This is a genomic window from Pectobacterium polonicum (assembly GCF_005497185.1).
GTDB lineage: Bacteria > Pseudomonadota > Gammaproteobacteria > Enterobacterales > Enterobacteriaceae > Pectobacterium > Pectobacterium polonicum.
On sequence record NZ_RJTN01000007.1, the window covers coordinates 12,988 to 38,540 of the forward strand.

Annotated in this window: 24 protein-coding genes; 5 read left to right on the plus strand and 19 right to left on the minus strand. The window is 53.8% G+C overall.

Annotation, left to right across the window (positions count from 1 at the left end; all coding sequences use genetic code 11):
• Positions 1–417: 417 nt before the first annotated feature.
• From glpC to glpA, 3 genes are read right to left on the minus strand one after another with little or no spacing between them, the layout of a single operon-like run.
• Positions 418–1,626, minus strand: a complete 1,209-nt coding sequence (glpC, locus tag EDI29_RS09675) for an anaerobic glycerol-3-phosphate dehydrogenase subunit GlpC (protein ID WP_137740730.1) — start codon at positions 1,624–1,626, stop codon at positions 418–420.
• Entirely contained in the window at positions 1,623–2,885 is a 1,263-nt protein-coding gene (gene glpB / locus EDI29_RS09680) for a glycerol-3-phosphate dehydrogenase subunit GlpB (protein WP_137740731.1), read from the minus strand. Before glpB ends, glpC begins: the two co-directional genes overlap by 4 nt.
• The gene (gene glpA, locus EDI29_RS09685) at positions 2,875–4,545 is read right to left on the minus strand and encodes an anaerobic glycerol-3-phosphate dehydrogenase subunit A (protein WP_167494495.1); all 1,671 of its coding nucleotides are present in this window, start codon (positions 4,543–4,545) and stop codon (positions 2,875–2,877) included. The genes glpB and glpA overlap by 11 nt, the downstream gene beginning before the upstream one ends.
• Positions 4,546–4,865: 320 nt before the next feature.
• Here glpA and glpT point away from each other — a divergent pair, with 320 nt between their 5' ends.
• Positions 4,866–6,215, plus strand: a complete 1,350-nt coding sequence (gene glpT / locus EDI29_RS09690) for a glycerol-3-phosphate transporter (RefSeq protein WP_137740732.1) — start codon at positions 4,866–4,868, stop codon at positions 6,213–6,215.
• Between the two features lie 98 nt (positions 6,216–6,313).
• On the opposite strand, the gene yigL is transcribed toward glpT, so the two are convergent.
• Positions 6,314–7,114, minus strand: coding sequence for a sugar/pyridoxal phosphate phosphatase YigL (gene yigL / locus EDI29_RS09695; protein ID WP_010294521.1), 801 nt, complete (start codon positions 7,112–7,114; stop codon positions 6,314–6,316).
• Between the two features lie 48 nt (positions 7,115–7,162).
• Positions 7,163–8,200 (minus strand): lysophospholipase L2, encoded by a 1,038-nt coding sequence (gene pldB, locus EDI29_RS09700; RefSeq protein ID WP_137740733.1) that lies wholly within the window; start codon positions 8,198–8,200, stop codon positions 7,163–7,165.
• 132 nt (positions 8,201–8,332) lie between these two features.
• On the opposite strand from pldB, the gene rhtB reads away from it, so the two are divergent.
• Positions 8,333–8,953 carry a homoserine/homoserine lactone efflux protein gene (gene rhtB, locus EDI29_RS09705; RefSeq protein ID WP_014701754.1) on the plus strand — a complete coding sequence of 207 codons (621 nt, stop codon included), beginning with the start codon at positions 8,333–8,335 and terminating at the stop codon, positions 8,951–8,953.
• A 70-nt stretch (positions 8,954–9,023) separates the two neighbouring features.
• Here rhtB and rhtC read toward each other — a convergent pair whose 3' ends face one another.
• The 3 genes from rhtC to pldA all read right to left on the minus strand — a co-directional run bounded on the left by rhtC (position 9,024) and on the right by pldA (position 12,530).
• Positions 9,024–9,647 carry a threonine export protein RhtC gene (rhtC, locus tag EDI29_RS09710; protein WP_005969249.1) on the minus strand — a complete coding sequence of 208 codons (624 nt, stop codon included), beginning with the start codon at positions 9,645–9,647 and terminating at the stop codon, positions 9,024–9,026.
• A gap of 50 nt (positions 9,648–9,697) precedes the next feature.
• On the minus strand, positions 9,698–11,524 hold the full coding sequence (gene recQ / locus EDI29_RS09715) for an ATP-dependent DNA helicase RecQ (protein WP_137740734.1): 1,827 nt from the start codon (positions 11,522–11,524) through the stop codon (positions 9,698–9,700).
• 133 nt (positions 11,525–11,657) lie between these two features.
• On the minus strand, positions 11,658–12,530 hold the full coding sequence (gene pldA, locus EDI29_RS09720) for a phospholipase A (RefSeq protein WP_137740735.1): 873 nt from the start codon (positions 12,528–12,530) through the stop codon (positions 11,658–11,660).
• A gap of 254 nt (positions 12,531–12,784) precedes the next feature.
• Between pldA and EDI29_RS09725 the strand changes: the two genes are divergently transcribed.
• Together EDI29_RS09725 and rarD are read left to right on the plus strand one after the other, a co-directional pair.
• On the plus strand, positions 12,785–13,273 hold the full coding sequence (locus EDI29_RS09725) for a thioesterase family protein (protein ID WP_137740736.1): 489 nt from the start codon (positions 12,785–12,787) through the stop codon (positions 13,271–13,273).
• 90 nt (positions 13,274–13,363) lie between these two features.
• Positions 13,364–14,293, plus strand: a complete 930-nt coding sequence (rarD, locus tag EDI29_RS09730) for an EamA family transporter RarD (RefSeq protein ID WP_137740737.1) — start codon at positions 13,364–13,366, stop codon at positions 14,291–14,293.
• On the opposite strand, the gene EDI29_RS09735 is transcribed toward rarD, so the two are convergent.
• From EDI29_RS09735 to lptM, 10 genes are all read right to left on the minus strand, one after another.
• Entirely contained in the window at positions 14,259–15,317 is a 1,059-nt protein-coding gene (locus EDI29_RS09735) for an AbrB family transcriptional regulator (RefSeq protein ID WP_137740738.1), read from the minus strand. The genes rarD and EDI29_RS09735 overlap by 35 nt on opposite strands.
• A 556-nt stretch (positions 15,318–15,873) precedes the next feature.
• On the minus strand, positions 15,874–16,824 hold the full coding sequence (gene corA / locus EDI29_RS09740) for a magnesium/cobalt transporter CorA (RefSeq protein ID WP_137740739.1): 951 nt from the start codon (positions 16,822–16,824) through the stop codon (positions 15,874–15,876).
• Positions 16,825–16,990: 166 nt separating this feature from the next.
• Positions 16,991–17,047 (minus strand): YsgD/CorL family protein, encoded by a 57-nt coding sequence (gene ysgD, locus EDI29_RS23205; protein WP_349814568.1) that lies wholly within the window; start codon positions 17,045–17,047, stop codon positions 16,991–16,993.
• 189 nt (positions 17,048–17,236) lie between these two features.
• A complete protein-coding gene (locus tag EDI29_RS09745; protein ID WP_137740740.1) occupies positions 17,237–17,983 on the minus strand; it encodes a cyclase family protein in 747 nt (248 codons plus the stop codon).
• 130 nt (positions 17,984–18,113) lie between these two features.
• Positions 18,114–20,276 carry a DNA helicase II gene (gene uvrD, locus EDI29_RS09750; RefSeq protein WP_137740741.1) on the minus strand — a complete coding sequence of 721 codons (2,163 nt, stop codon included), beginning with the start codon at positions 20,274–20,276 and terminating at the stop codon, positions 18,114–18,116.
• Positions 20,277–20,358: 82 nt separating this feature from the next.
• Positions 20,359–21,075, minus strand: coding sequence for a 5-amino-6-(5-phospho-D-ribitylamino)uracil phosphatase YigB (gene yigB, locus EDI29_RS09755; protein WP_137740742.1), 717 nt, complete (start codon positions 21,073–21,075; stop codon positions 20,359–20,361).
• Positions 21,075–22,010, minus strand: a complete 936-nt coding sequence (gene xerC / locus EDI29_RS09760; RefSeq protein ID WP_137740743.1) for a tyrosine recombinase XerC — start codon at positions 22,008–22,010, stop codon at positions 21,075–21,077. The genes yigB and xerC overlap by 1 nt, the downstream gene beginning before the upstream one ends.
• A complete protein-coding gene (locus EDI29_RS09765; RefSeq protein WP_107170504.1) occupies positions 22,007–22,711 on the minus strand; it encodes a DUF484 domain-containing protein in 705 nt (234 codons plus the stop codon). The genes xerC and EDI29_RS09765 overlap by 4 nt, the downstream gene beginning before the upstream one ends.
• On the minus strand, positions 22,708–23,532 hold the full coding sequence (dapF, locus tag EDI29_RS09770; RefSeq protein WP_137740744.1) for a diaminopimelate epimerase: 825 nt from the start codon (positions 23,530–23,532) through the stop codon (positions 22,708–22,710). Before dapF ends, EDI29_RS09765 begins: the two co-directional genes overlap by 4 nt.
• A 77-nt stretch (positions 23,533–23,609) precedes the next feature.
• A complete protein-coding gene (gene lptM, locus EDI29_RS09775; protein WP_107170506.1) occupies positions 23,610–23,795 on the minus strand; it encodes an LPS translocon maturation chaperone LptM in 186 nt (61 codons plus the stop codon).
• A gap of 59 nt (positions 23,796–23,854) precedes the next feature.
• Between lptM and cyaY the strand changes: the two genes are divergently transcribed.
• Positions 23,855–24,175 (plus strand): iron donor protein CyaY, encoded by a 321-nt coding sequence (gene cyaY, locus EDI29_RS09780; protein ID WP_107170507.1) that lies wholly within the window; start codon positions 23,855–23,857, stop codon positions 24,173–24,175.
• A gap of 12 nt (positions 24,176–24,187) precedes the next feature.
• Here the strand turns inward: cyaY and EDI29_RS09785 are convergent, their stop codons facing one another.
• A complete protein-coding gene (locus EDI29_RS09785) occupies positions 24,188–25,360 on the minus strand; it encodes an MFS transporter (RefSeq protein WP_137740745.1) in 1,173 nt (390 codons plus the stop codon).
• Positions 25,361–25,553 lie beyond the last annotated feature (193 nt).

Sequence of the window (25,553 nt, forward strand, 5' to 3'; positions counted from 1 at the left end):
AGAGAAAATGAAACATCGTTTTTACTTTGTTGTGATCGTCTTCGCATCCTAAATGCGGCTGGCCAGAGAGTGATGTGCAACGCATCGGTTAAGCGCCAGAGAATGGCTTATCGCTATGGAATCAGGGAGAAAATGTGCGGAAGATCGGAGACAGAGTCGTTCAGGAGCGGACAGTAGGCAAAAAAAAAGCCAGCACCCGAGCTGGCTAAATAATACTGGAAGCAATGTGAGCAATGTCGTGCCTTCACAGGGAAGCCAGATCGTCATAAACACCACTAACACAGGTACATGACACCGTTCCCCGGAACGCACAGCAATAATAATCATTATCATTCGCAGTTGTAAAGTGCTTTTTGCGATAAATTCTTATTCTCAATACGGACTGCGGAACAGCCCGTTTTGCTCCCCTTCTGTTTGCTACTCTGGCTGCGCCAATGCCCTTGCCAGCAAGGTGATCGGGTGTTCGCACTTTTTGCTGGTCGACATCTCAATCTGCCATTTACAAGTTTCGCAGTCCGTCACCACGATATCGACGCCGCTCTCTTCAATCTGCTGGAACAGCGGAGCGCCAATACCTTGCGACGTGGCGTAATTCTCTTTTTTAAAACCGTAGGTACCCGCAATGCCGCAGCACTGGGAATCCAACATCACCAGCTCAAGACCGGGGATGCGTTGCAATAGCGCTAGGGTATACGCCGTCCAGCCCATCCTCTCCAGATGGCAGGGCGTGTGATACGCCACCCGCAGCGGCAATTTACCCAGCGGCAGCGTTCGCCCTTCTTCCAACAGGCGATAAAGCTGACGCGTCACCAGTTCGACGCCATCACGCACGTGGCTGTTATCCACACCCAGCAGATGCGGGTATTCATCCCGCAGCGTGAACGTACAGCTGGATGACGTCGCGACCACCGGCAGGGATTTATGATTAATCGCCTCATCCAGTGATTTGATATTCGCATGCGCTTGTTTTCTAGCCTTGTCATGAAAACCATTGGCGATCAGCGGCACACCGCAGCATTTCTCTTTATTCAGCAACTGGACGCCAATGCCCATCGCGTTAAAGACCTGAACCAGATCTTTACCCAACTGTGGATGGTTGTAGTTCACATAGCAGCCGTGGAAGTAAGCGATCTGTTCATCATAGGTCTGCTGCTTTGCCGCCTGCTGACGATACCAGCGTCGAAAAGTACCGAACGAATATTTCGGCAGTTGGCGACGATGGTCAATTTTCAACGCTTTATCCAGCAGTTGGCGCACGGGCTTCAGGCTGGTAGCCGTATTAACCAGCGGCGCAAACGGCGTGGCAATCGACCCCATGAGGTCGGTATGACTCAGAATCGCGTCACGCAATGTCGGCTTGTGGCTGCTGTGCGTCGCTTTCGCACGCTGAATGATGTCGCCAATTTTGACATCCGACGGACATGCCACCTCACAGCGTTTGCAGTTAGTGCAGTATTTCAGTGCATCATCATACAGCGCCGGATCTTTACGCCGCAGACGTTCACCGTCCGGCCCAGCCTGTTTCGGGCCAGGATAAAGCGGATTCACACGCGAAACCGGACAGTACGTGGTACAGACCGTACACTTGATGCAATCTTCAAAACTGTTATCGCTAAGCAGGCTCATGGGTTGCCCTCCTTCAACATCTGTTCGGCAACATGAAGCGCACTGAGCAAGGAAACCCCCGCTCCGCATCCCTGTACAATAGGGTCGAACCCTTCCAACACCGCACCAATCGCATACAGATTGTTGACCGTTTCTCCCCCGATACGCGGATGCAGGTGTTCATCGACAATCACACCAAATTGCATATAAGGCTGTGGCGCAAACACATCCTGCTGGCTCCAGCCCTCGCGCTGCTCAGCAAACCGAACGTCCAGCCCAAAGACCGGCTCTGTCACCCGATCGAACTGTGTCACCAACCCGTTGCTGAAGAAGCTGCCGCTCGCCAGCACCGCGTACTTCGCCCGTAGCGGAATATCACGGTGATGGTGGCTATGAACGGCAATCTCCTGTGGAGACAGCGAGGCGTGCACCGCGCGATCGCCCGGCATCACCATGCCACCCAACTGGCGAAAGCGCTGCGACAGCGCCTGATGCAGGCGTAACCCGAGTACTGACGGCGGTAAGGTCGGCAACAGCAGCACCGGTTTACCTAACGCATCAGCGAGTTCACGCACGATCTCCGGGCTGTCTAATCCCAGACAGGCAGGCATGATGATGGCATCGTTACCGTTAGCCAGAAGCGACAGCTCTTCCACCAGCGCCGATCGGTTTTCCGGCCGATCCAGCACGCGGGCGATATTTACCGCGCGGAATTCGCTGGGGTTCTGGCGTAGCCGATCCAGCACCGGCAGCTTAAGCTCATCGCTGCGTGCCGCAATACCCTGCGTCTGAAGCGTGCCGGCCACAATACGAGATTGAAAATCCAAAAAACCTTCGATACCCGCAATCAGCGGATTGTCGCCAAAGCGGGACGCCGGCAGACCACGCGTGACGCCATCCACCGGACTTAGCCAGCACGCACGAAACTTACCTAGCGGCGTCATGCGCCAGTGGTTCTGCTGATGGTTGCCCAACAGAGAGATGTTGCTGCGCTCCAGCAACGCCTCAACCTGTGGCAACAGTGCGGCAACCGCTGCCGCCCCCATACGGGAATACGGGTGATGAGGAGCCTGACGCGTTAGCGCATCCAGTGCCTCAAGCGGCTGGCTCACGGGCTGCCCGTCAGGAAGATGGGAAAGTAAATCCAGCGCACCGGAAGAAAAATGCAGCGCATTCTGCCCAGCGCTGACAATCGCGCAGCGTTTTCCCTGCTCCGCCAGGCGGATACCGCAGGTCAGCCCCGCCAGCCCACCGCCGATAATCACAACGTCATAGCGCATGGCGATCCTCCTGACTGTCGCTGGCCGTCAGGCCGCACAGTCCCTGATAAATCCAGTTGGTAAACTCGCTTTCGCGTAGCGCATTACCCCATGCGATGGGGCGAATGCCTTTCCAACGTTCGTTCAAAAACTGGCTGAGCTGCGTAAGCGACTGCTCTGGCGTCGCGGTTCCCAAGCGGCATAACAGACCTGCCGCGCGGCAGGCGCACAGCTCCCCCTGACAGGTACCCATGCCAACACGAGTACGCCGACGCAAATCAATCAGGTTATTTACCTGCAACGATTCCACGGCGTAGCGCACTTCTCCCGCCGTCACCGCCTCGCATTCGCACACCAGACTGCGGTCCAAACGTTCACCGGACAGCATTCGCCCGGCGCGCTCACCGTGGCGATAAATCGCCGAACCGCGCAGTGGCGCAGAGAGCGGTTTTGCCGCAGGGTAAGCGGACAGGGCATGGGGGGCAGTTCTCACCTCTTCCAGCGATTCTGAACCGGGCAGCGGCGTCTGCGCCGTTGAACACGCGACGTCATGGCCTAGCTTTTTGCAGATAGCGTCCGTCACCCATTCCGCCATCAGCCGATAGGTCATCAGCTTGCCGCCAGTAATGGTAATAAATCCTTCCAGCCCGTCGCGGCTGGCATGGTCGAGCAGCACAATGCCGCGACTCACGCTACGCCCGCTAGGGTCACCATCGTTGGCAACCAGCGGGCGAACGCCCGCATAGGCGCGGAGAATTCGCGTGCTTGCCAGCGACGGTGCCAACAGCGAGCCTTCCCGCATCAGCGTTTCCACTTCAGCAGGCGTCACCAGCATAGTGTCGATCTGATCGTAGTCGATGTGAGTTGAGGTGGTGCCAATCAGCGAAATGGTATCACCCGGCACCAAAATGTCGGCATCCGCCGGTTTACGGCAGCGGTTGATCACCATGTTGTTGATACGGTGCCCAAGAATCAACAGCGCGCCTTTTGCCGGGAACATGCGCACACGCAGATCGGCATATTCCGCAATATGTTGTCCCCAGATACCGCCAGCATTAACCACCACCTGCGCATAGATTTCTGTTTCTACACCTTTTTTGTGGTCGAAAACGCGCACGCCGGTAATTCGATCGCCCTGACGAATCAGCCCGATAACTTCATGATAGGTTAGGACTTCCGCGCCATGCTCGCAGGCATCAATCATGTTGGCCGCCGTCAGGCGAAAAGGATCGACAGAGCCATCCGGCACGCGAACCGCACCAATCAATGTAGGGTTTGCCGCCGGCTCAAGCCTCAGCGCTTCCTGCGGGTCTATCGCCTGTGCGCGAATCCCCGCCTGCTGGCAAGCGGTAATGAATTGCGTCTGCCAGCCGAGGTCATCTTCCGGCAAGGTGATAAACAGACCATCGGTAGGTTCAATACAATGGCGAGCGATCCGCCGGAGAATCTGGTTCTCTTCAATACATTCGCGGGCAGATTCACCATCGGTTACCGCATAGCGGGCACCGCTGTGTAATAAGCCATGATTACGCCCGGTCGCACCGGTCGCAATATCATAGCGTTCAAGCAACAGGCAGCGCAGCCCACGCAGGGCACAATCCCGTGCCGTACCCGCCCCCGTCGCACCACCGCCGATGACAACCACGTCAGTTTCACGCCAGTTCCCAGTGTTTTGCATCATATTCTCGCTCCAGGCGGAGGATATAGAGGGTATATATGTTGCTATTGGGACACAAAAAGAAGGGTTAATGTTTGATAAAGAGCAAAAACGAACACTAAACGAAAATAAATGAGAGTTTAAAAACAATAAGTGTGATTTACATCACTAAAACCACACTGTGGAATTTTCCGATTCTGTTAACATGAGCGCAAAAATCGTCACAGTTTCATAAAAGTGTAACATTAGCGTCATGAATCACACTCATTTGCACGCTATCCCCTTACAATAACGTTCGTAATAGAACAAAAAAGCTATCGTTTTTTTTCGCATTGGAGATATCTATGCTGAGTATTTTTAGGCCCGCAGCCCACCAGCCACGCGTGTCTCAGGATCGTGTCGATCCCCTCTATCGCCGCCTACGCTGGCAGATTTTCATGGGGATCTTTTTTGGCTACGCCGCCTACTATCTGGTACGCAAAAACTTCACCCTGGCAATGCCTTACCTGATTGAGCAGGGCTTCTCGCGCGGCGATCTTGGCTTTGCGCTGTCCGGTATCTCCATCGCCTACGGATTTTCCAAATTCATCATGGGTTCGGTATCTGACCGTTCCAACCCACGGGTTTTCCTGCCTGCCGGTCTGATTCTGGCGGCTGCCGTGATGCTATTCATGGGCTTCGTGCCGTGGGCAACATCAAGCATCGCAATTATGTTCGTCCTGCTGTTCCTGTGTGGCTGGTTCCAGGGAATGGGCTGGCCACCGTGCGGGCGCACCATGGTTCACTGGTGGTCGCAGAAAGAACGTGGCGGCATTGTGTCAGTATGGAACTGTGCTCACAACGTCGGCGGCGGACTTCCACCTCTGCTGTTCCTGCTGGGTATGGCCTGGTTTAACGACTGGAAAGCCGCACTCTACATGCCAGCCTTCGCCGCGATTCTGGTTGCACTAATCGCATTTGCCTTAATGCGTGATACCCCGCAATCCTGTGGTCTACCGCCAGTCGAAGAGTACAAAAACGACTATCCGGTTGATTACAATGAAAAAGATGAAGAAGAACTGACGGCTAAGCAGATTTTCATGCAGTACGTTTTCCCGAACAAACTGCTGTGGTACATCGCTATCGCCAACGTCTTCGTTTACCTGCTGCGTTACGGCATACTCGACTGGTCACCCACTTACCTGAAGGAAGTGAAGCACTTCGCGCTGGATAAGTCTTCCTGGGCTTACTTCCTGTACGAATACGCGGGTATTCCGGGCACGCTGCTGTGCGGCTGGATGTCTGATAAGGTCTTCAAAGGCAACCGTGGTGCAACAGGCGTGTTCTTTATGGCGCTCGTCACGATAGCAACCATCGTTTACTGGATGAACCCAGCCGGCAATCCGGGTGTGGACATGGCGTGTATGATCATCATCGGCTTCCTGATTTACGGACCGGTTATGCTGATTGGCCTGCACGCGCTGGAATTGGCACCGAAGAAAGCAGCTGGCACCGCAGCGGGCTTCACTGGCCTGTTCGGCTACCTCGGTGGCTCCGTTGCCGCCAGCGCTATCGTTGGCTATACCGTTGACTTCTTCGGTTGGGACGGCGGCTTCATGGTGATGATCGGCGGCAGCATTATGGCTGTACTTCTGCTGATTGTTGTTATGCTGAATGAGAAAAAGCATAAAGCAGAGTTAGCCAACCGCGCTTAACTTTTGACGTGTACTCTCTGCGCGGCGTACCTGCTACGCCGCGCCTCATCCTATCCAACTGCCTCACCCAGTACGTCGCCATCGACCTTGGCGATGAATTACTTCAGAAACAATTCCCGCAGGTAATTCGGCACTGCGCTGTCCGCGTTAGAGCCAATCACTTCTCGATCCGGCAGCATATCTTTCAGGCGCTGATGCGCGTTCTGCATCACGCAGCCTTTACCCGCCATCGACAACATTTCGTAGTCATTCATGCCATCGCCAAACGCTACGCACTCTTTGAGCGAGAAGCCGATAATCTTCGCCACCTGCTCCAGCGCATGGCCTTTAGACACGCCGCCCGCCATCACTTCCAGACAGGTGAGCGTCGAAAAGCTCACGTTGACGCGATCGCCCCAGCGCGCGTTGATCGCTTCTTCCAACGGCAACAGCTGCTCGTGGGAATCGCAGGTAAAGAACACCTTGCTGACGCCATCGGTCTCAAGTAGTGCAGGTTCAAACAGCTTGTATTTAAAGATCGACTCTTTGAAGAAACGCTCTTCTTCCGCACGCGGACGGTTCATAAACCACTCATCATCGCGGTAAACGTGCGTCAGCATATCGGGGTTATTGTGTACGACGCTGTAAAGGTCGCGGGCAATATCCTGATCCAAATTGTGGCTGAAAATTAGCTCGCCCTGCGAGTTGTGCACACGCGCGCCGTTCGAGGTAATCATAAACGCGCTGATACCGAGATTATCGCGGATCTGCGCGACATCCATGTGATGCCTTCCGGTAGCGAACACAAAGTGAATCCCTTTCTCCGTCAGCAGCCTGAGGGTTTCTTTCGCATACGGGGACAGCGAGTGGTCAGGTGACAGCAGTGTGCCATCTAAATCGGACGCAACGACATGGTACATAACGATGAGATCTCACTTCTGGTGTATTGGCGGCATACGCCGCAAAAATTAATGATAACGCGCAAAGTGCGAAAAAATCAGCGCAAATGCCTGAGCGCGGAGGGTATCCGTTTCAAAGAGAATTTCATGCCGCGCACCGCAGATAACCTGTAAAACGCCGTCAGAATTGGCGTTTCCGTTCTGCACCAGTGCCTGACAGAACGCATTCTGACTACGGTTATCGACCACGCGATCTTCCTGCGCCTGCAATAGCAGAAGCGGCGTGGTGATGGTGCTAGCCTGCGCCAGCAACTGTTTTCCCGCCTGTAGCGCTTCACGTACCCAATGGTAAGTCGGCCCGCCTACGCGCAAATCCGGCGAATCCGCATAAAAGCGGATGCTGCGCTGGTAACGCTCACGGCTGTGCGTCAGCACATTCATCCGATAAGGCAAAGGACGCCACTGTCCGGTGCCGATAGCGTAATAATCACGTATCGCCGGGCGGCGCTCCGCCCAATCGACAATCCATCCGGCCACGCAATGAGGAAGCGGTAAACGAATGCCAAACATCGGCGCGCACAGTGCCGCCGCATCAAATATCGCAGGTTGGCGAGCCAGAAGCTGTGCCAGAATCGCGCCCCCCATTGAATGTGCTAACGCAAACCGCCGGGTATATCTTTTCACATCAATGTGTTGCTGACACAGTGTTTCGGCATCATCGACATAATCACTGAAGCGCAGCACGTGTCCACGGTGGCCGTCTTGCAACATCCGTCCAGATCGCCCTTGCCCACGGTGATCCATGATGAGCACATCATAGCCGCGATGAAAGAGATCGTAAGCCACTTCGCTATATTTGACATAGCTTTCGATACGGCCTGAAAAAACAACAACAATCTTGTCATTCTGGGGCGCAGTAAAACGAACAAACCGGATTGGCACAGCATCCACGCCAGAGAATTCGCCTTCTTCGCGCTGACGCCAGAAATCCAGTAATTCTCCGGTAGAAAAAGCGGCAAACTGCGCTTCTCGCGTCAGCAGACTGGTCATTAACGATTCAGGCGTTAACGGTTCCGACGTAAACAACGTATTGGGGCGTTGAATCATCACACCTCTCCGGTGACGCAGGGAAAACAAAGCTAGCGGAAGAACATGACAAGCAGTAGAGCACGAGCGTATTGTGACATAAAAAACAGACAGACTCTCGTAATACAGAACGTGGTTCAGGAGCAGTATTTCATGACATTGGATTGGTGGTTAACCTACTTACTCACAACGCTTATTCTCAGTCTATCCCCCGGTTCGGGTGCCATCAATACCATGAGCACCGGCATCAGCCACGGCTATCGCGGCGCAGCGGCCTCGATCTGTGGCTTGCAGGTCGGGCTGGCTATTCATATCGTGCTGGTCGGCATCGGATTAGGCGCATTGCTTAACCAGTCCGTACTGGCTTTCGATGTGTTGAAATGGCTGGGCGCAGCTTATCTGATCTGGTTAGGTATTCAGCAGTGGCGCGCCGCGGGCGCACTCGACCTTCAGGCGCTTGCCAGCGCCATGCCGCGTCGTAAGCTCTTTAAACGCGCGATATTGGTCAACCTGACCAACCCGAAAAGCATTGTGTTTCTGGCGGCGCTGTTTCCGCAGTTCATTATCCCCCATCAACCGCAGGCCGCACAGTATCTGGTGTTGGGTATCACCACCGTTGTGGTCGATATTATCGTGATGATTGGCTACGCCACGCTAGCCACGCGTATCGCTGGATGGCTGAAAGGCCCACGGCAGATGAAGACGCTCAACCGGATATTTGGATCGCTGTTCGTACTGGTCGGCGCATTACTCGCCACCGCGAGAAAGGCCTGATGAAGGCAGCGCGCCGTATAGAATCACGGCGCGTTGTTGTTTCTCCTGCGGGAACGTTCAGGAAGAACGGTTAGCGAGAGAAAATCAGGTGTAGGCCAAAACCGGTAAACAACACGCCCGCTACGCCATCCACCCATTTAGCCAGACGCTGATAGCCACGACGTATGGTAGGTAAGGCGAAAACCATCGCAACCAGACTGAACCAGATCAGCGTTTCAATCGATATCAGCGCAAACAGCCCCCAACGTGCACCGCTGCCGACGCTATCACCAACAAACAGCGAAAACACGCTGCCGAAATAGATCAGCGCCTTTGGGTTAGCCAGATTCGTCAGCAGCCCACGCATGAAGGTTTTGCCACGCTGCGGCAATACCACCGCCGTTTCCTGCGTGGTTTCCAACTGCGCTTTACGCCGTGCCGAACGCAGCATCTGCCAGCCCATCCAGCACAGATACAGCCCACCGCCGACGGTAATAGCGGTATGCAGCCAGGCCATTTTTTGTAGCAACAGGTGCAGCCCCAGCAGCGCGATAGCCGCCCAGACCACAACACCCAGAGAAATACCCAGCACGCCCATCATCGCTTCGCGGCGCGAACGGCTAGCGGCAGTTTGTGAAACGAAAAAGAAATCTGGCCCTGGGCTCATCAGCGCAATGAAATGCACCAGCGCCACCGTCAGAAATAGCATCAGCATGTTGGTTTTCCTGTTTTTAAATACCATCAGACAAGACGACCGTCAGAGCGTCACTCGTCATCATTATCGACATGATCGCGGATCATGTTCATGAAAGGTGCACCGAAACGTTCAAGTTTGCGATGACCGACCCCGTTGATATTCAGCAGCTCACCCGCCGTGATCGGCATCAGTTCCGACATCTCTAGCAGCGTGGCATCGCTGAACACCACATAAGGCGGAATATTGTCCTCATCCGCGATGGATTTACGCAGTTTGCGCAATTTGGCAAACAGCTTACGGTCGTAATTCCCGCCATAAGATTTTTGATTCGTGCGGGGTTTCAGGTTAATCACACGCGGCACGGCCAGTTGCAGCGGCACTTCTCCCCGCAATACCGGACGCGCAGATTCGGTAAGCTGTACGGCAGAATGCATCGTAATGTTCTGGTTCAGTAAACCCAGATGAATCAACTGGCGCAGCACGCTGACCCAATGTTCTTGCGATTTCTCTTTACCAATGCCGTAAACCGGCAGTTTGTCATGGCCGAAGTCACGGATACGCTGGTTATTCGCCCCGCGCAGCACCTCGACGATATACCCCAGACCAAAACGCTGCCCAACGCGGTATACGCAGGAAAGCGCTTTTTGCGCCTCTACTAACCCGTCATAGCGCTTCGGCGGATCGAGACAAATATCGCAGTTGCCGCAGGCCTCTTGGCGTCCTTCACCGAAATAGTTCAGCAGTACCAGACGGCGGCAGGTTTGCGCTTCGGCAAACGCGCCCATCGCATTGAGCTTATGACGTTCAATATCCAACTGTGGCCCAGCCGGTTTCTCTTCCAGACAACGGCGCAACCACGCCATATCCGCCGGGTCGTAGAACAGTGCCGCTTCGGCGGCGAGGCCGTCACGTCCAGCTCGCCCCGTTTCCTGATAGTAGGATTCGATGTTGCGCGGAATATCAAAGTGCACCACAAACCGCACGTTAGGCTTGTTGATGCCCATACCAAAGGCGACGGTCGCTACCACCACCTGGAGATCGTCGCGCAGGAACGCTTCCTGTACCTGCGCGCGCCGTTCATTGTCCAACCCGGCGTGATACGCCCCCGCACTCAGCCCGCGCGCCTGCAAACGTGCGCTGATGTCTTCCACGCGGGAGCGGCTATTACAGTAAATGATGCCGCTTTTGCCACGCTGCCCCTGCACGAACATCCAGAGCTGATCGAGCGGTTTGAACTTCTCCACCAGCGTGTAGCGAATATTCGGGCGGTCAAAGCTGCTGATCTGAATCAGCGGTGACTGGAGATCCAACAGGCGAACGATATCGTTGCGCGTGGTCTCATCGGCGGTGGCCGTCAGTGCAATAAAAGGAAGATGAGGGAAACGCTGTTTAATCTGCCCCAGTGCGCGATATTCAGGGCGAAAATCGTGTCCCCATTGGGAAATACAGTGCGCTTCATCCACGGCGATCAGTGAGATCTGCCAGTGGGCAAGGTGATCGAGGAAACTGTCCGTTGTCAGGCGTTCGGGGGCGATATAAAGCAGCTTGATCTGACCGGTACGACAACCTGCCATCACCTCAAGCTGCTGTTCGCGTGTTTGCGTCGAATTAAGGCAAGCTGCCGAAACACCGTAGGCCTGAAGCTGATCGACCTGATCTTTCATCAGCGAAATCAGTGGAGACACCACCAGCGTCAGCCCGTCCATCACCAGCGCAGGGATTTGGTAGCACAGCGATTTACCGCCACCTGTCGGCATAATGACCAGACAGTCCTGCCCACTGAGTGTCGCGCTGATAATTTCCTGCTGACCCGGTCGGAATTGCTGGTAGCCGAACGTGTCCCGTAGAACCTGAACCGCCAGCGCTTCCTTATTCAATACTTCCGCCGTAGACACGCCTTCCCCAATTCAATGAAATCAAACAGGCGCTATTTTCAGCGCCGTCGGGTAAAACTGCAATCGTTAGTTTGGTAAAACGACGAGGGTTAAAACGACAATCGCTAAAACACCCGTCTTTAAAACACGATCGTTAGAACATGTCGTTCAACGTCACCCCAACGCCAAAGCGGGTCTGACGGTGGTTGTAATCAATCAGGGATTCGCCGTAGCCGCTAAACACCTTGGTGTAGAAACGGACATGACGCGTCAGCGGGTAGCTCCAGCCCAGCTCGCCGCCGCCATAGCCGCTGTTCCAGTTATAGCGTCCTTCCGCACTAAACACGCTATCGCCCCACACATAGCCGACGCGTAAACGGTAATGCCCCATGTATTTGGTGATATCCGGGTTATCGTCCTCGCTGTCGGAGAAACGCACCCACGGCTTCACATCGACCTGCCAGTTGCCGTTCTGCGCCATCAGGCGAACATAAGCGCGGTTCCAACTGCGCGACGTTGGCTCGGAACGGCCATTAGACTGGTGATTAAAGCCCATTTCCACATCCCGCAGCGTCCAGCCCGCGAAGGTGTAGTTGGTGGCCCAGCCCAGGAAGACCTGTGGCTCGTAGTCAGTTTCACGGAACGGAGAAGACTCGCTTTTATTAGACAACTGCCACCAGGAGCGCTGGGTATAAGATGCGCCCAATAACGAGTTTCCCCCCAGAATACCGCGCCAGATCGGGAACCCCAGACTCAGTTGGTAATGCACTTCGTCTTTACGTGCTTCATCGCCCCAGTTATAGCTCTGTATCGCCGTTTTATTGATGTTGCTGGTATAGGTATACAGTATGTAGTTGCTCTCGTAAGGATAGAGAATAAACGGGGTGTCGTGCTCTTGTAACAGGCTGGCGATAATGCTGCCGCGTACCGCCGGTTGATTCGGCGCTGGCGCGTTTGCGTTCGTTGTTGTTTCAGCATGAGCCTGTGCTATCAATACTGCTGCCAGTACGAATCCTATTTTACGCATCCATTTTCTCCGACATGTGTTTTAACCGGCGTTCGTTTTAACCAATATTCGTTTTAACCAATGAGTAATGGGTATTTCCGCAATGCAAGCCCGCCATTCTACACAGTTCCGCGGCGTTTGAATTACCGTTCCCCGGTTTCTCGACCTTTTCTGGAAAGAAACAAAATCAATGCATAAAATAAACACCTACATAACTTTAAAGCATCAAATTAACTACAATTAACGCGTATTTCTTATTTGAGCGGAAAACCACTATGGCTGACGTACCATCATTTCAGGGAACGATCTTAACCAGAGAGACCGTGCGCCAGCTCGTTGGTGAGATTTTCATTTATAAGATGCCATTCAACATCGAGCTAGGCCTTGAGCTACAGCAGTTTGACGCCGATAAAGCCGTCCTGACGTTCGCGCGGCAAGAGAAACTCATCGGCAATGCGGCACAACAGATTCTGCACGGCGGCGTGATTGCGGCGGGGTTGGACGTCGCAGCCGGATTAGTGTGCGTCGGCAACACGCTGCTGCGCCATGAAACGATCAGCGATCGGGAATTTCATCACCGACTTGCACGCATGGGAACCATTGACATGCGAGTCGATTATCTGCGGCCGGGCTATGGGGAGCACTTCACTATTACCAGCACGCTGCTGCGCGGTGGTAATAAAATCGCCGTCGCACGCGCCGAATTGCATAACGAACAGGGTTCGCATCTGGCCAGTGCCACCGCAACCTATATTATCGGATAGCGGGCAAACCATGTAATGAACACTTTACGTGAAAGCGCTCACCGTTTTGGGTAGACTTAGCGTTTTCCCGCCGTCCTTATCGAGTCACCCATGAATGCGCAACAAACCCGTGAGGGGATATTTTTCGCCCTCGGTGCGTATTTTATTTGGGGAATTGCTCCCGTTTACTTCAAGCTGCTTGAGCACGTTCCACCCAATGAAATACTGACACACCGTATTATCTGGTCATTCTTCTTTATGCTGATCCTGCTGACGCTCGGCCGAAAATGGCGTCAGGTGAGCCATGCCTGCCGCAACGTCAAGCATCTGTTTCTGCTGGCGTTAACAGCGGTACTTATCGGCGGGAACTGGCTGTTGTATATCTGGGCGGTCAACAATCATCACATGCTGGAAGCCAGTCTGGGATATTTTATCAACCCGCTGGTTAACGTCATGCTAGGTATGATCTTTCTAGGGGAACGTTTTCGTCGTCTGCAATGGCTGGCGGTACTGCTCGCGGTGACTGGCGTACTGGTTCAGCTATGGACATTCGGTTCGCTGCCGGTTATTGCACTGGGGCTAGCATTCAGCTTCGCGTTATACGGCCTGCTGCGCAAAAAAATTGGCATCGACGGGCAAACCGGCATGCTGATCGAAACGCTATGGCTGCTGCCAGTCGCCGTCATTTATCTGTTTTTTATTGCCGACACGCCAAGCAGCCATCTGACTGCTAACCCTTGGTCGCTGAATCTGCTGCTGCTCTCTGCCGGTATCGTCACCACCGTACCGCTGCTGTTCTTCACCGCGGCGGCCATGCGTCTGCGCCTGTCAACGCTCGGCTTTTTCCAGTATCTCGGCCCCACCATCATGTTCATACTGGCAGTGGTATTCTACGGTGAAACATTCAGCAGTGACAAACTGATTACCTTTGCCTTCATTTGGGGCGCGCTGGCGCTATTCATTCTGGATGCACTGTATACGCAGCGTAAGCTACGCCGCACGCCTGCTACAACGTCCCAACCTCAACTCGGCGGGAAATAAAGCGCGATAAGATCGGGCTAAACAACAGCGTCGAAAACAGCCGCAGCGTCTGCATGGCAATAACAAACGCCATATCGACTCGACTGCCTGCGGCGATAATCGCAATCGAATCCAGCCCGCCAGGGCTGGTCGCCAGAAAAGCGGTCAGCATATCCACCGGCATTATTTTCGTCACCATCCATGCCATTCCGCCACACAGCAGCATCAACCCGACAATCGACGCCATCATGTGAGGCAACGTGCGTATCGCCAGCAAAAAGATCGGGCGAGTGAAACATAAACCCACACTCCAACCAATCACAGCATAAGCCAATGCCAGCAGCCATTCCGGCGTTTGTAGTTGTAATGTGCCGCTGGCATGCAGCATCGAACCGATAATCATCGGCCCCAGTAATGCCCCTGATGGAATACGTAAGCGCCTTGCTAGCCATGCGCTACCGAATGCCACCCCGAGCGTCGCCAGAAAGCGCCAGTCCAGTGCAGGAAACCAGACCAGCATCGCGCTGTTTTCCGCCGCGTCATCACCCAAACTCAGGCGTGCCACAAACGCGGCCGACGCGGTGACCATCAATACGCGTAAATATTGCATGAAGGCGACCAGCCGCACGTCCGCACCGAATTCGCCAGCCATCGCGACCATCGCAGACGCACCGCCCGGCGATGCCCCCCAGGTTCCGGTCGTTCCGGGCAGCTCGCTAAATTTGACCAACAGCCAGCCAGATAATCCACTGGCTGCCAGCGTTGCCAACAGAATGAACAGCACCAGCGGCCATTCACTCAGTAGAGGGGTCAGGATAGAAAAAGACAGGCTTTGCGCAACCAAACAGCCCAGAATGGCATTACTACCTGCAAAGCCGACGGGCGGAATACGAATCGTCGCGCCATTTAACCCCATAACGACGCCAACCATCATTGGGCCCAGCAACAGCGCGGCGGGAACGTGGTAAACCTGTAGCCCAAACCCCAGAATTAATGAGACCGACAGCAGGATTCCCCATTGCACCCACGGTGACATCCCTTTCATGCACACGACCCTTGTTTAGGAATAAAGAGTAAGAGTAAGAGTAAAAATAGAAAGTAGGAACAGAAAAGCAGTCCACCATTCCATACTCTAAATAATTCGAGTTTCAGGACAAAAACGGCAAGGCGTTTTTGAACAGCGCTTGCGCTGACCCCGAAGGGGTGAGGCCATAAGGCCGAATAACGCGGCAAGCGAAGGACAAATTCGTCGAGAACGAATTTGACCAGCCAACGGCTGGCCTTCGGTGAGAGACAGGATGTCTCTCATTTCATCCCGATGAGCTTACTCACGTAAGTGATTCGGGTGACTAACAAATCTGCCAAGGGCAGATTTGAACGCTGCTTGCAGCGGCCCCAACGGGGCGAGGCACACATAAGTGTGCCGAGTAGCGTAGCCAACGCACATGCAACTTGAAGTATGACGAGTATAAACAGAATAGTTGGAGAATAAACAGGAATAGTAAGGTCGCAAACTATCAAGCAGGAAAGGAGTTTTGCATCGAAGAGAGAAAACGTGACGCGCCTGATGGTTAATTTCCATCAAGCGCATCCGTAAAAACTTAAAGCCAGTTTTTACGTTTGAAGTAGAGGTACGGAGCCAGTCCAGCGAGAATCATCAGCACAATCGCACCTGGATAGCCAAACGACCACTTCAGTTCCGGCATAAACTCGAAGTTCATCCCGTAGCTGGATGCCACCAGCGTCGGTGGCAGGAACACCACGGAGACCACCGAGAAGATCTTGATAATCCGGCTCTGTTCGATGTTGATAAAGCCCATCGCCGCCTGCATCAGGAAGTTAACCTTCTGGAACAGCGATTCGTTATGTGGCAACAGGGATTCGATATCGCGCAGAATCTCACGCGCCTGCTCCAACTGGCCGGATGGCAAGCGGGCTTTACGCACCAGAAAATTCAACGCGCGTTGGGTATCCATCAGACACAGGCGAACCTTCCAGCCCACGTCTTCCTGTTCCGCCAGCGTAGACAACGCATCATCGTACTCTTCACCCTGCCGCCCTTCCATAATGATGCGGCTCAGCGATTCCAGATCGCTGTAGATGTTCTCGATTTCGTCCGCCAGTTGCTCAATTTTCGTCTCAAAGAGATCGAGCAACAGTTCATAAGCATTGCCGTCTACCAGCGTTTGGTTACGTGCACGCATACGATACAGGCGGAATGCGGGCAGTTCACGCTCGCGCAAGGTATACAAGCGACCATCGCGAATAGTAAACGCCACGGTAGAGTTGCCCGCGTGATCTTCCGCGTCTTCAAAGAAGAAAAAGGAGTGAATATGCAGGCCGTCTTCATCTTCAAAAAAACGCGCTGACGCTTCAATGTCTTCCAGTTCCGGGCGGGTTGCCAGGCTTTGTCCCAGCTCGGTTTGTACTTTCTCACGCTCATCGTCTTCCGGCTCGATCAAATCGACCCAAATTGACGTAGTGAGATCATCGGAGTCATCCAATTCCAGACGAGATAAACGGCAATTATCCAGTTTAAATGCGCTCAGCATGGGCCATAGCTCCCCTTTCAGTAGCAGAGATGGATAACGCGATTGAAGCACAGAAACAGAGGTGAGGTGTCACCAGCAGGTTTCAGTCCGTTCGACGGATCTGACTCATAGCGACAAAAACAGCATCGCTGACAACCACGAAGGGTATCAGCAGAGGAAGATAGCCTTAGAAGTTGTACCTAATGAACAGGTTAGTGAGCCAGTATCGACTGGGTGTGTCCAAGGCGTTAGTCCTCCGAGAATAATGATGCGCGCATGTTACGCTGAGATGAAAAAGACTTCAACTTTAAAACCGTGGCTGAAACACGCTGTAAAATATTGGCTGAATGGATAAGGTGAAAGTAAGAAAATTATTCATTAAATCAATAAGAAGCGCGGTTACCTCAAAATAAAAAGGCACCGCGTTTATACATTAGGCGTTGTCTGGCAGATAGGCGATGGCGCGGACGGGGAAGCCGGGTGCACCCGCGAAATTAGGGTAACTAACATGAATATAAGCGCCGGTAGGCGGCAGTTGATGCAGATTGTTCAGCACCTCGACCTGCCAGGCATTCTGATTCAGCACAAAGAACTCGCCGATAAGCCCGCTGTTACGACGAAAATCAGCAGCGGAATCCGTATCCAGCGTTTCGTGCCCTACCGCGCTAATACTGCGTTCTTCAAACAGGAACGTCAGCGCCTCAAGCGACCACCCCGGCGTATGGCTGTCTCCCTGCTCATCTTTATTCGCAAAGGCATCAAGATCGGGCCAGCGTGTGCTCCAGCCGCTGGCAAATGCAACGAAGCTTCCTGAGGGGATTTCCCCATGTTCACGCTCGAACGCCAGAATATCTTCAACAGAAAGGCGATAATCGGGATCGAGCGCGACGGCATCTTGTTTATGAAGCACCACGATTGGCAGCAACAACTCTTTATTATCAATCCGATCCAGATAACGCTTACCCGCCACGAAATGCCCCGGCGCATCAATATGCGTCCCCGTCTGCGTGGCGAACGTCACAGCTTGTGCATAAAAGCCGTGATCTTCGACGTTGAATAAGGTCTTGCGCTGCAACACGCCTTCAAACGCGCCAAAAATAGGAATCGACTCCGTAATCGTGTGCGTGAGATCGACCCATTTTTTCTTCTGTAACTCGGCAATAATCTGGTCTAACGTCATGGGCATGCTCCTTTTTTATTGTGATACCACACATCCATGGATACGCGGCAGGTCACCTAGCATTGTCGAAAATGACGAAAAAGATTAATACAGGATTTTTATAAGATATATGCCAGAGAAAACATAGCGATCACACCGTTTCCAGTCTGGCGTAGGCGGCGACCAGCCATTTAATACCCTGCCCCTGAAACGCGACCTGAAGACGGGCGTGATCGCCGCTGCCTTCCAGATTCACGATAGTGCCTTCGCCGAATTTCGCATGGCGAACCCGCTGCCCTAATTTGTAGCCGCTGTCGTTTTGCGTGACCGGCGTGCCAAGGCGCTGGTGGTTAACCGGGCGGGAGACGCTAGCGCGTAATCGCACCTCTTCAACACACTCTTCAGGCAGTTCGCCAACAAATCGTGACGGTCGGTGATAGGCTTCTTTGCCGTATAAACGGCGAGATTCGGCATAGGTTATCGTCAGCTTTTCCATCGCACGCGTGACGCCAACATAAGCCAGACGACGTTCTTCTTCCAGACGCCCACCTTCATCCAGCGACATCTGGCTAGGGAACATGCCTTCTTCCATACCGACGATAAACACCTGCGGGAATTCCAACCCTTTTGCTGAGTGCAGCGTCATGAGCTGCACGGCGTCCTGATTGGCATCCGCCTGACCTTCACCCGCTTCCAGCGCGGCATGCGACAGGAAAGCCTGAAGCGGCATCAGATCCTGATCTTCTTCCTGATAGCTGAACTGACGCGTCGCCGTCACCAGTTCCTCCAGGTTTTCTACCCGCGCCTGCCCTTTCTCACCTTTTTCCTGTTCGTACATGCTCCACAGACCAGAATCTTTAATCGCTCGGTCAGTCTGCACATGTAGCGGCAGTTCAGACGTTTCATAGGCCAGCGCATCAATCAATTCGATAAAGCGTTGCAGCGATGCCGCCGCACGTCCGGCCAACACCTTCTCCTGCAACAGCGCCCGCGTGGCTTGCCACAGCGTCAACTGACGATCGCGCGCCGTCTGGCGCACCACGTCCAGCGTGCGATCGCCAATACCGCGCGTCGGCGTATTCACCACACGCTCAAACGCCGCATCGTCATTACGATTAGCGATCAGGCGCAGATAAGACAGCGAATCTTTAATTTCCTGACGTTCGAAGAAGCGCATTCCGCCGTAAATGCGGTATGGCATACTCTGCTGCAACAGCGCCTCTTCCAGTACGCGCGACTGGGCGTTGCTGCGGTAAAGAATGGCGTTATCTTTCAGTGCTCCACCCTTTTCCTGCCAGGCTTTAATCCGGTTGACGACGTAACGCGCCTCATCCAACTCGTTAAACGCGCAATACAGCGAAATGGGTTCACCCTCGACACCGTCCGTCCATAGGTTCTTGCCAAGCCGCCCGCCGTTGTGCGCAATCAGGGCATTCGCCGCTTTCAGGATGTTGCTGGTAGAACGATAGTTCTGCTCCAGACGGATCGTTTCTGCGCCGGCGAAATCTTTAAGGAACAGCTGAATATTTTCGACCTGTGCACCGCGCCAGCCGTAAATTGACTGATCGTCATCCCCAACGATCATGACTTTGGCGCTATCACCCGCCAGCATGCGAATCCAGGCGTACTGAATACGGTTGGTGTCCTGAAATTCATCCACCAGAATATTGGTAAAACGCTCACGATAGTGGTTTAACACATGCGGCTTATTCAGCCACAGTTCATGCGCGCGCAGCAGCAGCTCGGCGAAATCCACCAGCCCAGCGCGGTCGCACGCTTCCTGATAGGCTTGATATACACGCTGCCACGTTTGCTCAATAGGGTTACCGTAGCTTTCAATGTGCTGCGGACGTAAACCTTCGTCTTTTTTACCGTTGATGAACCACATCGCCTGACGCGGCGGCCACTGTTTCTCATCCAGATTCAGTGCCCGAATCAGCCGTTTCAGCAGACGCAGCTGGTCTTCACTGTCCAGAATCTGGAAATCCTGCGGTAAATTGGCATCCATATGGTGCGCACGCAGTAGACGGTGCGCCAATCCGTGGAAGGTGCCAATCCACATGCCACCCTGACTCGTACCAATCAGATGGTCGATTCGATGACGCATCTCCGCCGCGGCTTTGTTGGTAAACGTCACCGCCATGATGGAGTACGGCGAACAGTTTTCAACAGACAATAGCCAGGCAATACGATGAACCAGTACCCGCGTTTTGCCGCTGCCTGCCCCCGCCAGCACCAATAAATTGCTGCGCGGCGCGGCTACCGCGTCACGCTGTTTGTCGTTGAGGCCATCGAGCAGATCAGAAACGTCCATAGGTACGGGTTATCCGGTGACGGGAAACACCGCGCATATCAGGGGCGTTTCCACTGGTGATTTATACAGACTAATGCCGTGATTATAACAATGCCGACAGCGATGCCAACCGCGAAATTTCAATATGCGGCAGCAGTCGAGCGTCGCCAATCTGCGTCAGGCTGCCTTCACGCAGGTTAATCCAGCAGGCCTGCATACCGCAGCGGATCGACCCCGCCACATCGGTAGTAAGATCGTCACCCACGTGCAGAATCTCATGCAAAGGCAGATTGAGTTTTTTCGCCGCCAGATGGTACATATCATCAAACGGCTTGGCACGGCCATCTGGACCAGCGCGCAGAGTGAAAGAAAAATAGCGATCGAGGCCAAAGCGGTGCGGTTCGGCGTTGCCATTAGTAATCGCCGCCAGCGGCACTTTCTCGGCTAATGCTGCCAACGTCTGGTGTGTCTCTTCCGTAATCGCAATCTGGCTACGCCAGTGGGCAAAGTTTTCCATTGCCGCTTTTGCGCCACTCTTCGACTCCGCAGCACTCAGGCCACGATCTAACATTGCCAGTTCAACCGCGCGGCGACGCCATTCGGTGACGTCGTGATAAACGTCCGGTTCTCGCTCTAGCAAGGTCTGGCGTAAGTTTTGGAAATCATCCGCCTGAAAATCACGAAGCGCAGGATGGTACGCTTGCAGGAAGCGGATTGACTCTTGCCCGGTGCGTCGAATGACGTCCGCGTTATCGTACAACGTGTCATCCAAATCGAACGTGATCGCACGGATCGGACCAAGGGGTCGGTAAAAATGCATCAGGGTTTCCCTCGTTTGGCGCGTGGATGCGCAGCATCGTACACGGAGGCTAAATGTTGAAAATCAAGATGGGTATAAATCTGCGTCGTGGACAGGTTGGCATGACCGAGCAACTCTTGAACCGCACGTAAATCACCGCTGGATTCCAGCATGTGCGTCGCAAAGGAGTGGCGCAGCTTATGAGGATGAACATGGCTATTGATGCCCTGCTTAATTCCCCATTCGGCGAAACGCTTCTGCACGTTGCGCATCGAAATGCGTCGTCCCTGATTGGAGATAAACACGGCATCATCCTGCGGGCCAAACAGTTCGCGCAGCGCCAGCCAGCGTTCCAGCCAGGTTACCGCCGTTTTTCCTATCGGCAATTTGCGCTCTTTGCTGCCTTTCCCCATCACCCAGATTTCACCGCTTGCCAGATCGATGTGCTGATAATCCATACCGACCAGCTCCGCAAGACGCAGCCCCGCGCCGTACATCACTTCCAGCATCGTACGGTCGCGCACCGCGAGGGGATCGTCCAAATTGATTTCCAGCAGGCGATTCGTCTCATCCACATCCATATTCTTGGGCAATGGACGACCCGCTCGCGGCGTGGATACCCCTTTAGCCGGGTTTGCCACCAGCACACCGCGTGACACCATCCAGTCGAGAAAACTGCGTAATGCAGATAAACGTAGCGCCAGACTGCTGGAATGGAGACCATCGCGCTTACTGCGGGACACCACGGAACGGACGCCAGAGGCGTCCAGCTTGCGCCAGTCAACCATAGCCGCAGCGGAGAGGATCGTGATAACCGCAGATAATTGGCGCGAATAGCTGGTCAGCGTCAACGGACTTAACTGACGTTCTACTTTCAGATAACGCAGGAAAGCATCAACATCAGTTTGCAAAAGAGAAGAGGAAGGTGACTCCGATGGTTCGGGCTGCCGGTTCATACCCGCTCAACCCAGCGTGCCAGCATCGCTGGCAACATCATAGCCATTTGCTGAAGCAGCACGGTTCCCATACCATCCTGATAATGGTGGCTGTCACGGCTGCTGAAAATCAGCACGCCCAAATCGTGATGATTGCCCATCAGCGACAGCGCGACCGAACCAACCTGACGAGCCTGTGGCAACAGCAGTAACAATTCCGGCCCGTTCAGGCTGCCAAGGTAGTGGTTCTGTTGTCCGAAGCGCTGAATGCGCAACGGCTCAAACGTGGAACGGTTTAGCCCAAGGTGAGTAAAACCAGAAGGCGCACCAATGCGCCATTTGTCGCTAAACAGACGAACCGTTGCCCCTGCCAGGCCAAGCTGACGCGCCCAGCGCTGCAACCGATCCAACATATCTGTGAGGCTATCCGCCGATGCCAATTCGGTTTGTAACCCAAGCAGGCGATTGAACAGCACTTCGTTCGCGCCCGCTTGCTCCATCAACAACGTGATTTCTTCCTCAAGCTGCGTAATGTGGTTACGTTGGCGTGCCAGTTGCCATTCCACCAGCGACACCGTTCCCCGAACGGGGTGAGGAATGCGCATCTGTTCGACGGGACGCGCATTGCGGATAAAAAAATCAGGATTTTGTTGCAGGAACTGCAAAACCATCTCGTCACTGAGTGCGATCTCGCGTTCTGCCTGTTCCTCGACATTCTTCATAAATGAATAAATCCATCGTAGACATGCGTTGCTGGTCCGGTCATGAATAACGGATGCCCCGGCCCATCCCACTGAATATCTAACTCTCCACCCGGCAGCGATACGCGAACTTTCGCGGACAATAACCCCTGCTGGATACCGACCGCCACGGCCGCACACGCGCCGCTCCCACACGCCTGCGTTTCTCCGGCACCGCGCTCATATACGCGTAAACGGACAGTGTGGGTATCGACAATCTGCATAAAGCCAATGTTGGCGCGTTCAGGAAAGCGCTCGTGGCTTTCCAGCAACGGCCCCAGCGTTTCCACCTTCGCCGTTTCCACGTCTTCAACCTGAATCACACAGTGCGGGTTGCCCATCGACACCACGCCACAAAGCACCGTATGTTCGTCGGCACGCATGATGTAGGTTTTCTCCGCTTTAACCGCGCGAAAAGGTACCTGTTGCGGCTCGAAATTCGGCTCACCCATGTTGACACGCACCAGCTCATCATCCGTCACAGACAGCACCATCCGGCCAGTCTGCGTACTCACGGCGATATCACGCTTGTTGGTCAACCCTTTCAGGCGAACAAAACGGGCGAAACAGCGCGCACCATTACCACACTGCGCCACCTCACTCCCATCCGCGTTAAAAATGCGGTAATGAAAATCCAGTTCAGGATCGTAGGGCGGCTCGACCACCAATAGTTGGTCGAAACCCACACCACAGTGCCGATCCGCCAAACGGCGAATCAGTTCGGGTGAAAAATAAACGTTTTGCGTAACGGCATCAACAACCATGAAATCGTTGCCTAATCCGTGCATCTTAGCGAACTGCATTATCCTGACTCCCCCGCTTACTTAACCGGGCGCGATAAACGTATACGTGACCTGTTATTATTTGTTGTCGTCACACATTAAGGACGCATTGACGGTTTCTTTTGTGGCGGCTGGTTCTCATTTTGCTGAGTCGTTGACGCGCCGGACTTGCTATCGGTTGGCATATAAAGCGGACCTTTCAGGCCGCAACCGAGTAAACTTACCACTGATAACACCAGAAGAAGTGGGCGAAACACGTTTTTCATTACGTTAAGACCTGTCATTAATACTCGTATGCTCTCTATAATCGCAGGTGGATCATGAAAATCAATAGGAATCGAAAATGAACGATAGCGAGTTCCACCAATTAGCCGACGAACTCATGCTTCAGTTGGAAGAAACGCTGGATCGGTTTGAGGGTGACGCCGACATCGATTATGAAATCAACGGCGGCGTGATGACGCTGAGTTTTGAGAACGGCAGCAAAATCGTGATTAATCGGCAGGAGCCGCTGCACCAAATCTGGTTAGCGACCAAAGCGGGTGGCTACCACTTCACCCTTCAGGCAGAACGCTGGATATGCAATCGCAGCGGTGAAGACTTTCTCACATTGCTGTCATCCGCCTGCTCGACGCAGGCCGGGGAAACCGTTCACTTCGAGTAAACATGCCATACCTCAGCGCCGTTCCAGAACGATCGGCACCAGTATCAGCAACAACAGCATGCCAATACCGACCATATTCACCAGCGGCCAGCCGCTGGTTAGCGCCATCAGGCTACCAGCAGACAGCGACGCCAGTGCGTTGGGCAGGTAAATCAGCAGCGAGTTAATGCCCTGCAAGCGAGATTTATGCACGGAATGGGTAAACGCGTTCAGCATGAATGTTCCACCGTTGAACATAAACGCCCACCCGATGCCAAACAACATCAGCGCAAAAAGAAAGTGCCAGAACGTCAAACCACTCAGCGCGACCGCCACCCCCACCACGTTACAAGCCACGCCGATCGCCACGACCTGAACCGGCGTCAACCGTTTAGCTAGCAGTACTAATAGCAGTGCGGGCGCATACATAGCGACAAAATGCCATTGCAACACCGTCGCGCTGTGGCCAATGGAAAAGTGGTGCTGGTGCATCGCCAACGGCACCGAGTTCATTAATAGCGTCATCACCACAAATCCGACGGAACAACTTGCGGTTCCCAACACAAATGCCCGACTTTTCAGAATCGACGCCAGCGGTTCGCTACGCTGAGCGCTGGCTGTAATCATCGGCATCGGCGGCAGTTTAAGGCCAAGCAACAGCAGTGATGTCACAATGCAGATAAATGCGGCTGCAATAAAACTGCCGAGAAACGGGTACGATGCCCAGAGTTGAGAAGATTGGCTAGCGGCAAACGGACCGAGGAAGCCCCCCAAAATACCACCGCTGATCACCCATGATATCGCTCGGTTTTTCTGCTGATTATCGGTAAAAATTTCAGCAGCCGCGAAACGATAATATTGGTTAAAGGCGCAGGACATTCCCAGAACAAACGTCGAAAACACAAAGAAGGGGAAGCTATGTAGCATAATCGCCAGCGCCGCCAACAGCGCCCCTGACAACCCTAGCAGGGTGCCGATGATGAACGCATTGCGCCTGCCATATTTTGTCATCAATGAGGAAACGGCGTAGATCATCAGCGCTGCGCCGCATACCGTCGCGGTAATCGGCAGCGTGGTCAATAGAGGAACAGGCGTCATCGATACGCCAACCAGCGTAGAACACAACGTCATCAGGGAAATAATACTGCCAGTCAGCCCTTGTCCGAGCGCCAGCAGTATCAGATTTCGGCGTTGCAACGAATCCATCAATACATCCTTTTCTGAATACGCTGAAAGCCGAGTATATACCCGTCATACTTCAAGTTGCATGTGCGTTGGCTTCATTCGGTCACCCGAATCACTTACTTGAGTAAGCTCATCGGGATTCCCTCATTCGCCGCGTTATTCGGCCTTATGGCCTCACCCCTTCGGGGTCAGCGCAAGCGCTGTTCAAAAACGC

What these genes read in the sequence shown, in the direction of transcription:
- yigB (WP_137740742.1), bottom strand. Translation starts at nt 21,075, where the DNA reads ATGCATTTTTACCGACCCCTTGGTCCGATCCGTGCGATCACGTTCGAT.
- cyaY (WP_107170507.1), top strand. Translation starts at nt 23,855, where the DNA reads ATGAACGATAGCGAGTTCCACCAATTAGCCGACGAACTCATGCTTCAG.
- lptM (WP_107170506.1), bottom strand. Translation starts at nt 23,795, where the DNA reads ATGACAGGTCTTAACGTAATGAAAAACGTGTTTCGCCCACTTCTTCTG.
- glpC (WP_137740730.1), bottom strand. Translation starts at nt 1,626, where the DNA reads ATGAGCCTGCTTAGCGATAACAGTTTTGAAGATTGCATCAAGTGTACG.
- pldA (WP_137740735.1), bottom strand. Translation starts at nt 12,530, where the DNA reads ATGCGTAAAATAGGATTCGTACTGGCAGCAGTATTGATAGCACAGGCT.
- EDI29_RS09785 (WP_137740745.1), bottom strand. Translation starts at nt 25,360, where the DNA reads ATGGATTCGTTGCAACGCCGAAATCTGATACTGCTGGCGCTCGGACAA.
- EDI29_RS09735 (WP_137740738.1), bottom strand. Translation starts at nt 15,317, where the DNA reads ATGAAAGGGATGTCACCGTGGGTGCAATGGGGAATCCTGCTGTCGGTC.
- glpT (WP_137740732.1), top strand. Translation starts at nt 4,866, where the DNA reads ATGCTGAGTATTTTTAGGCCCGCAGCCCACCAGCCACGCGTGTCTCAG.
- EDI29_RS09745 (WP_137740740.1), bottom strand. Translation starts at nt 17,983, where the DNA reads ATGACGTTAGACCAGATTATTGCCGAGTTACAGAAGAAAAAATGGGTC.
- uvrD (WP_137740741.1), bottom strand. Translation starts at nt 20,276, where the DNA reads ATGGACGTTTCTGATCTGCTCGATGGCCTCAACGACAAACAGCGTGAC.
- glpB (WP_137740731.1), bottom strand. Translation starts at nt 2,885, where the DNA reads ATGCGCTATGACGTTGTGATTATCGGCGGTGGGCTGGCGGGGCTGACC.
- EDI29_RS09765 (WP_107170504.1), bottom strand. Translation starts at nt 22,711, where the DNA reads ATGAAGAATGTCGAGGAACAGGCAGAACGCGAGATCGCACTCAGTGAC.
- xerC (WP_137740743.1), bottom strand. Translation starts at nt 22,010, where the DNA reads ATGAACCGGCAGCCCGAACCATCGGAGTCACCTTCCTCTTCTCTTTTG.
- pldB (WP_137740733.1), bottom strand. Translation starts at nt 8,200, where the DNA reads ATGATTCAACGCCCCAATACGTTGTTTACGTCGGAACCGTTAACGCCT.
- rhtB (WP_014701754.1), top strand. Translation starts at nt 8,333, where the DNA reads ATGACATTGGATTGGTGGTTAACCTACTTACTCACAACGCTTATTCTC.
- yigL (WP_010294521.1), bottom strand. Translation starts at nt 7,114, where the DNA reads ATGTACCATGTCGTTGCGTCCGATTTAGATGGCACACTGCTGTCACCT.
- rarD (WP_137740737.1), top strand. Translation starts at nt 13,364, where the DNA reads ATGAATGCGCAACAAACCCGTGAGGGGATATTTTTCGCCCTCGGTGCG.
- glpA (WP_167494495.1), bottom strand. Translation starts at nt 4,545, where the DNA reads ATGATGCAAAACACTGGGAACTGGCGTGAAACTGACGTGGTTGTCATC.
- EDI29_RS09725 (WP_137740736.1), top strand. Translation starts at nt 12,785, where the DNA reads ATGGCTGACGTACCATCATTTCAGGGAACGATCTTAACCAGAGAGACC.
- rhtC (WP_005969249.1), bottom strand. Translation starts at nt 9,647, where the DNA reads ATGCTGATGCTATTTCTGACGGTGGCGCTGGTGCATTTCATTGCGCTG.
- corA (WP_137740739.1), bottom strand. Translation starts at nt 16,824, where the DNA reads ATGCTGAGCGCATTTAAACTGGATAATTGCCGTTTATCTCGTCTGGAA.
- dapF (WP_137740744.1), bottom strand. Translation starts at nt 23,532, where the DNA reads ATGCAGTTCGCTAAGATGCACGGATTAGGCAACGATTTCATGGTTGTT.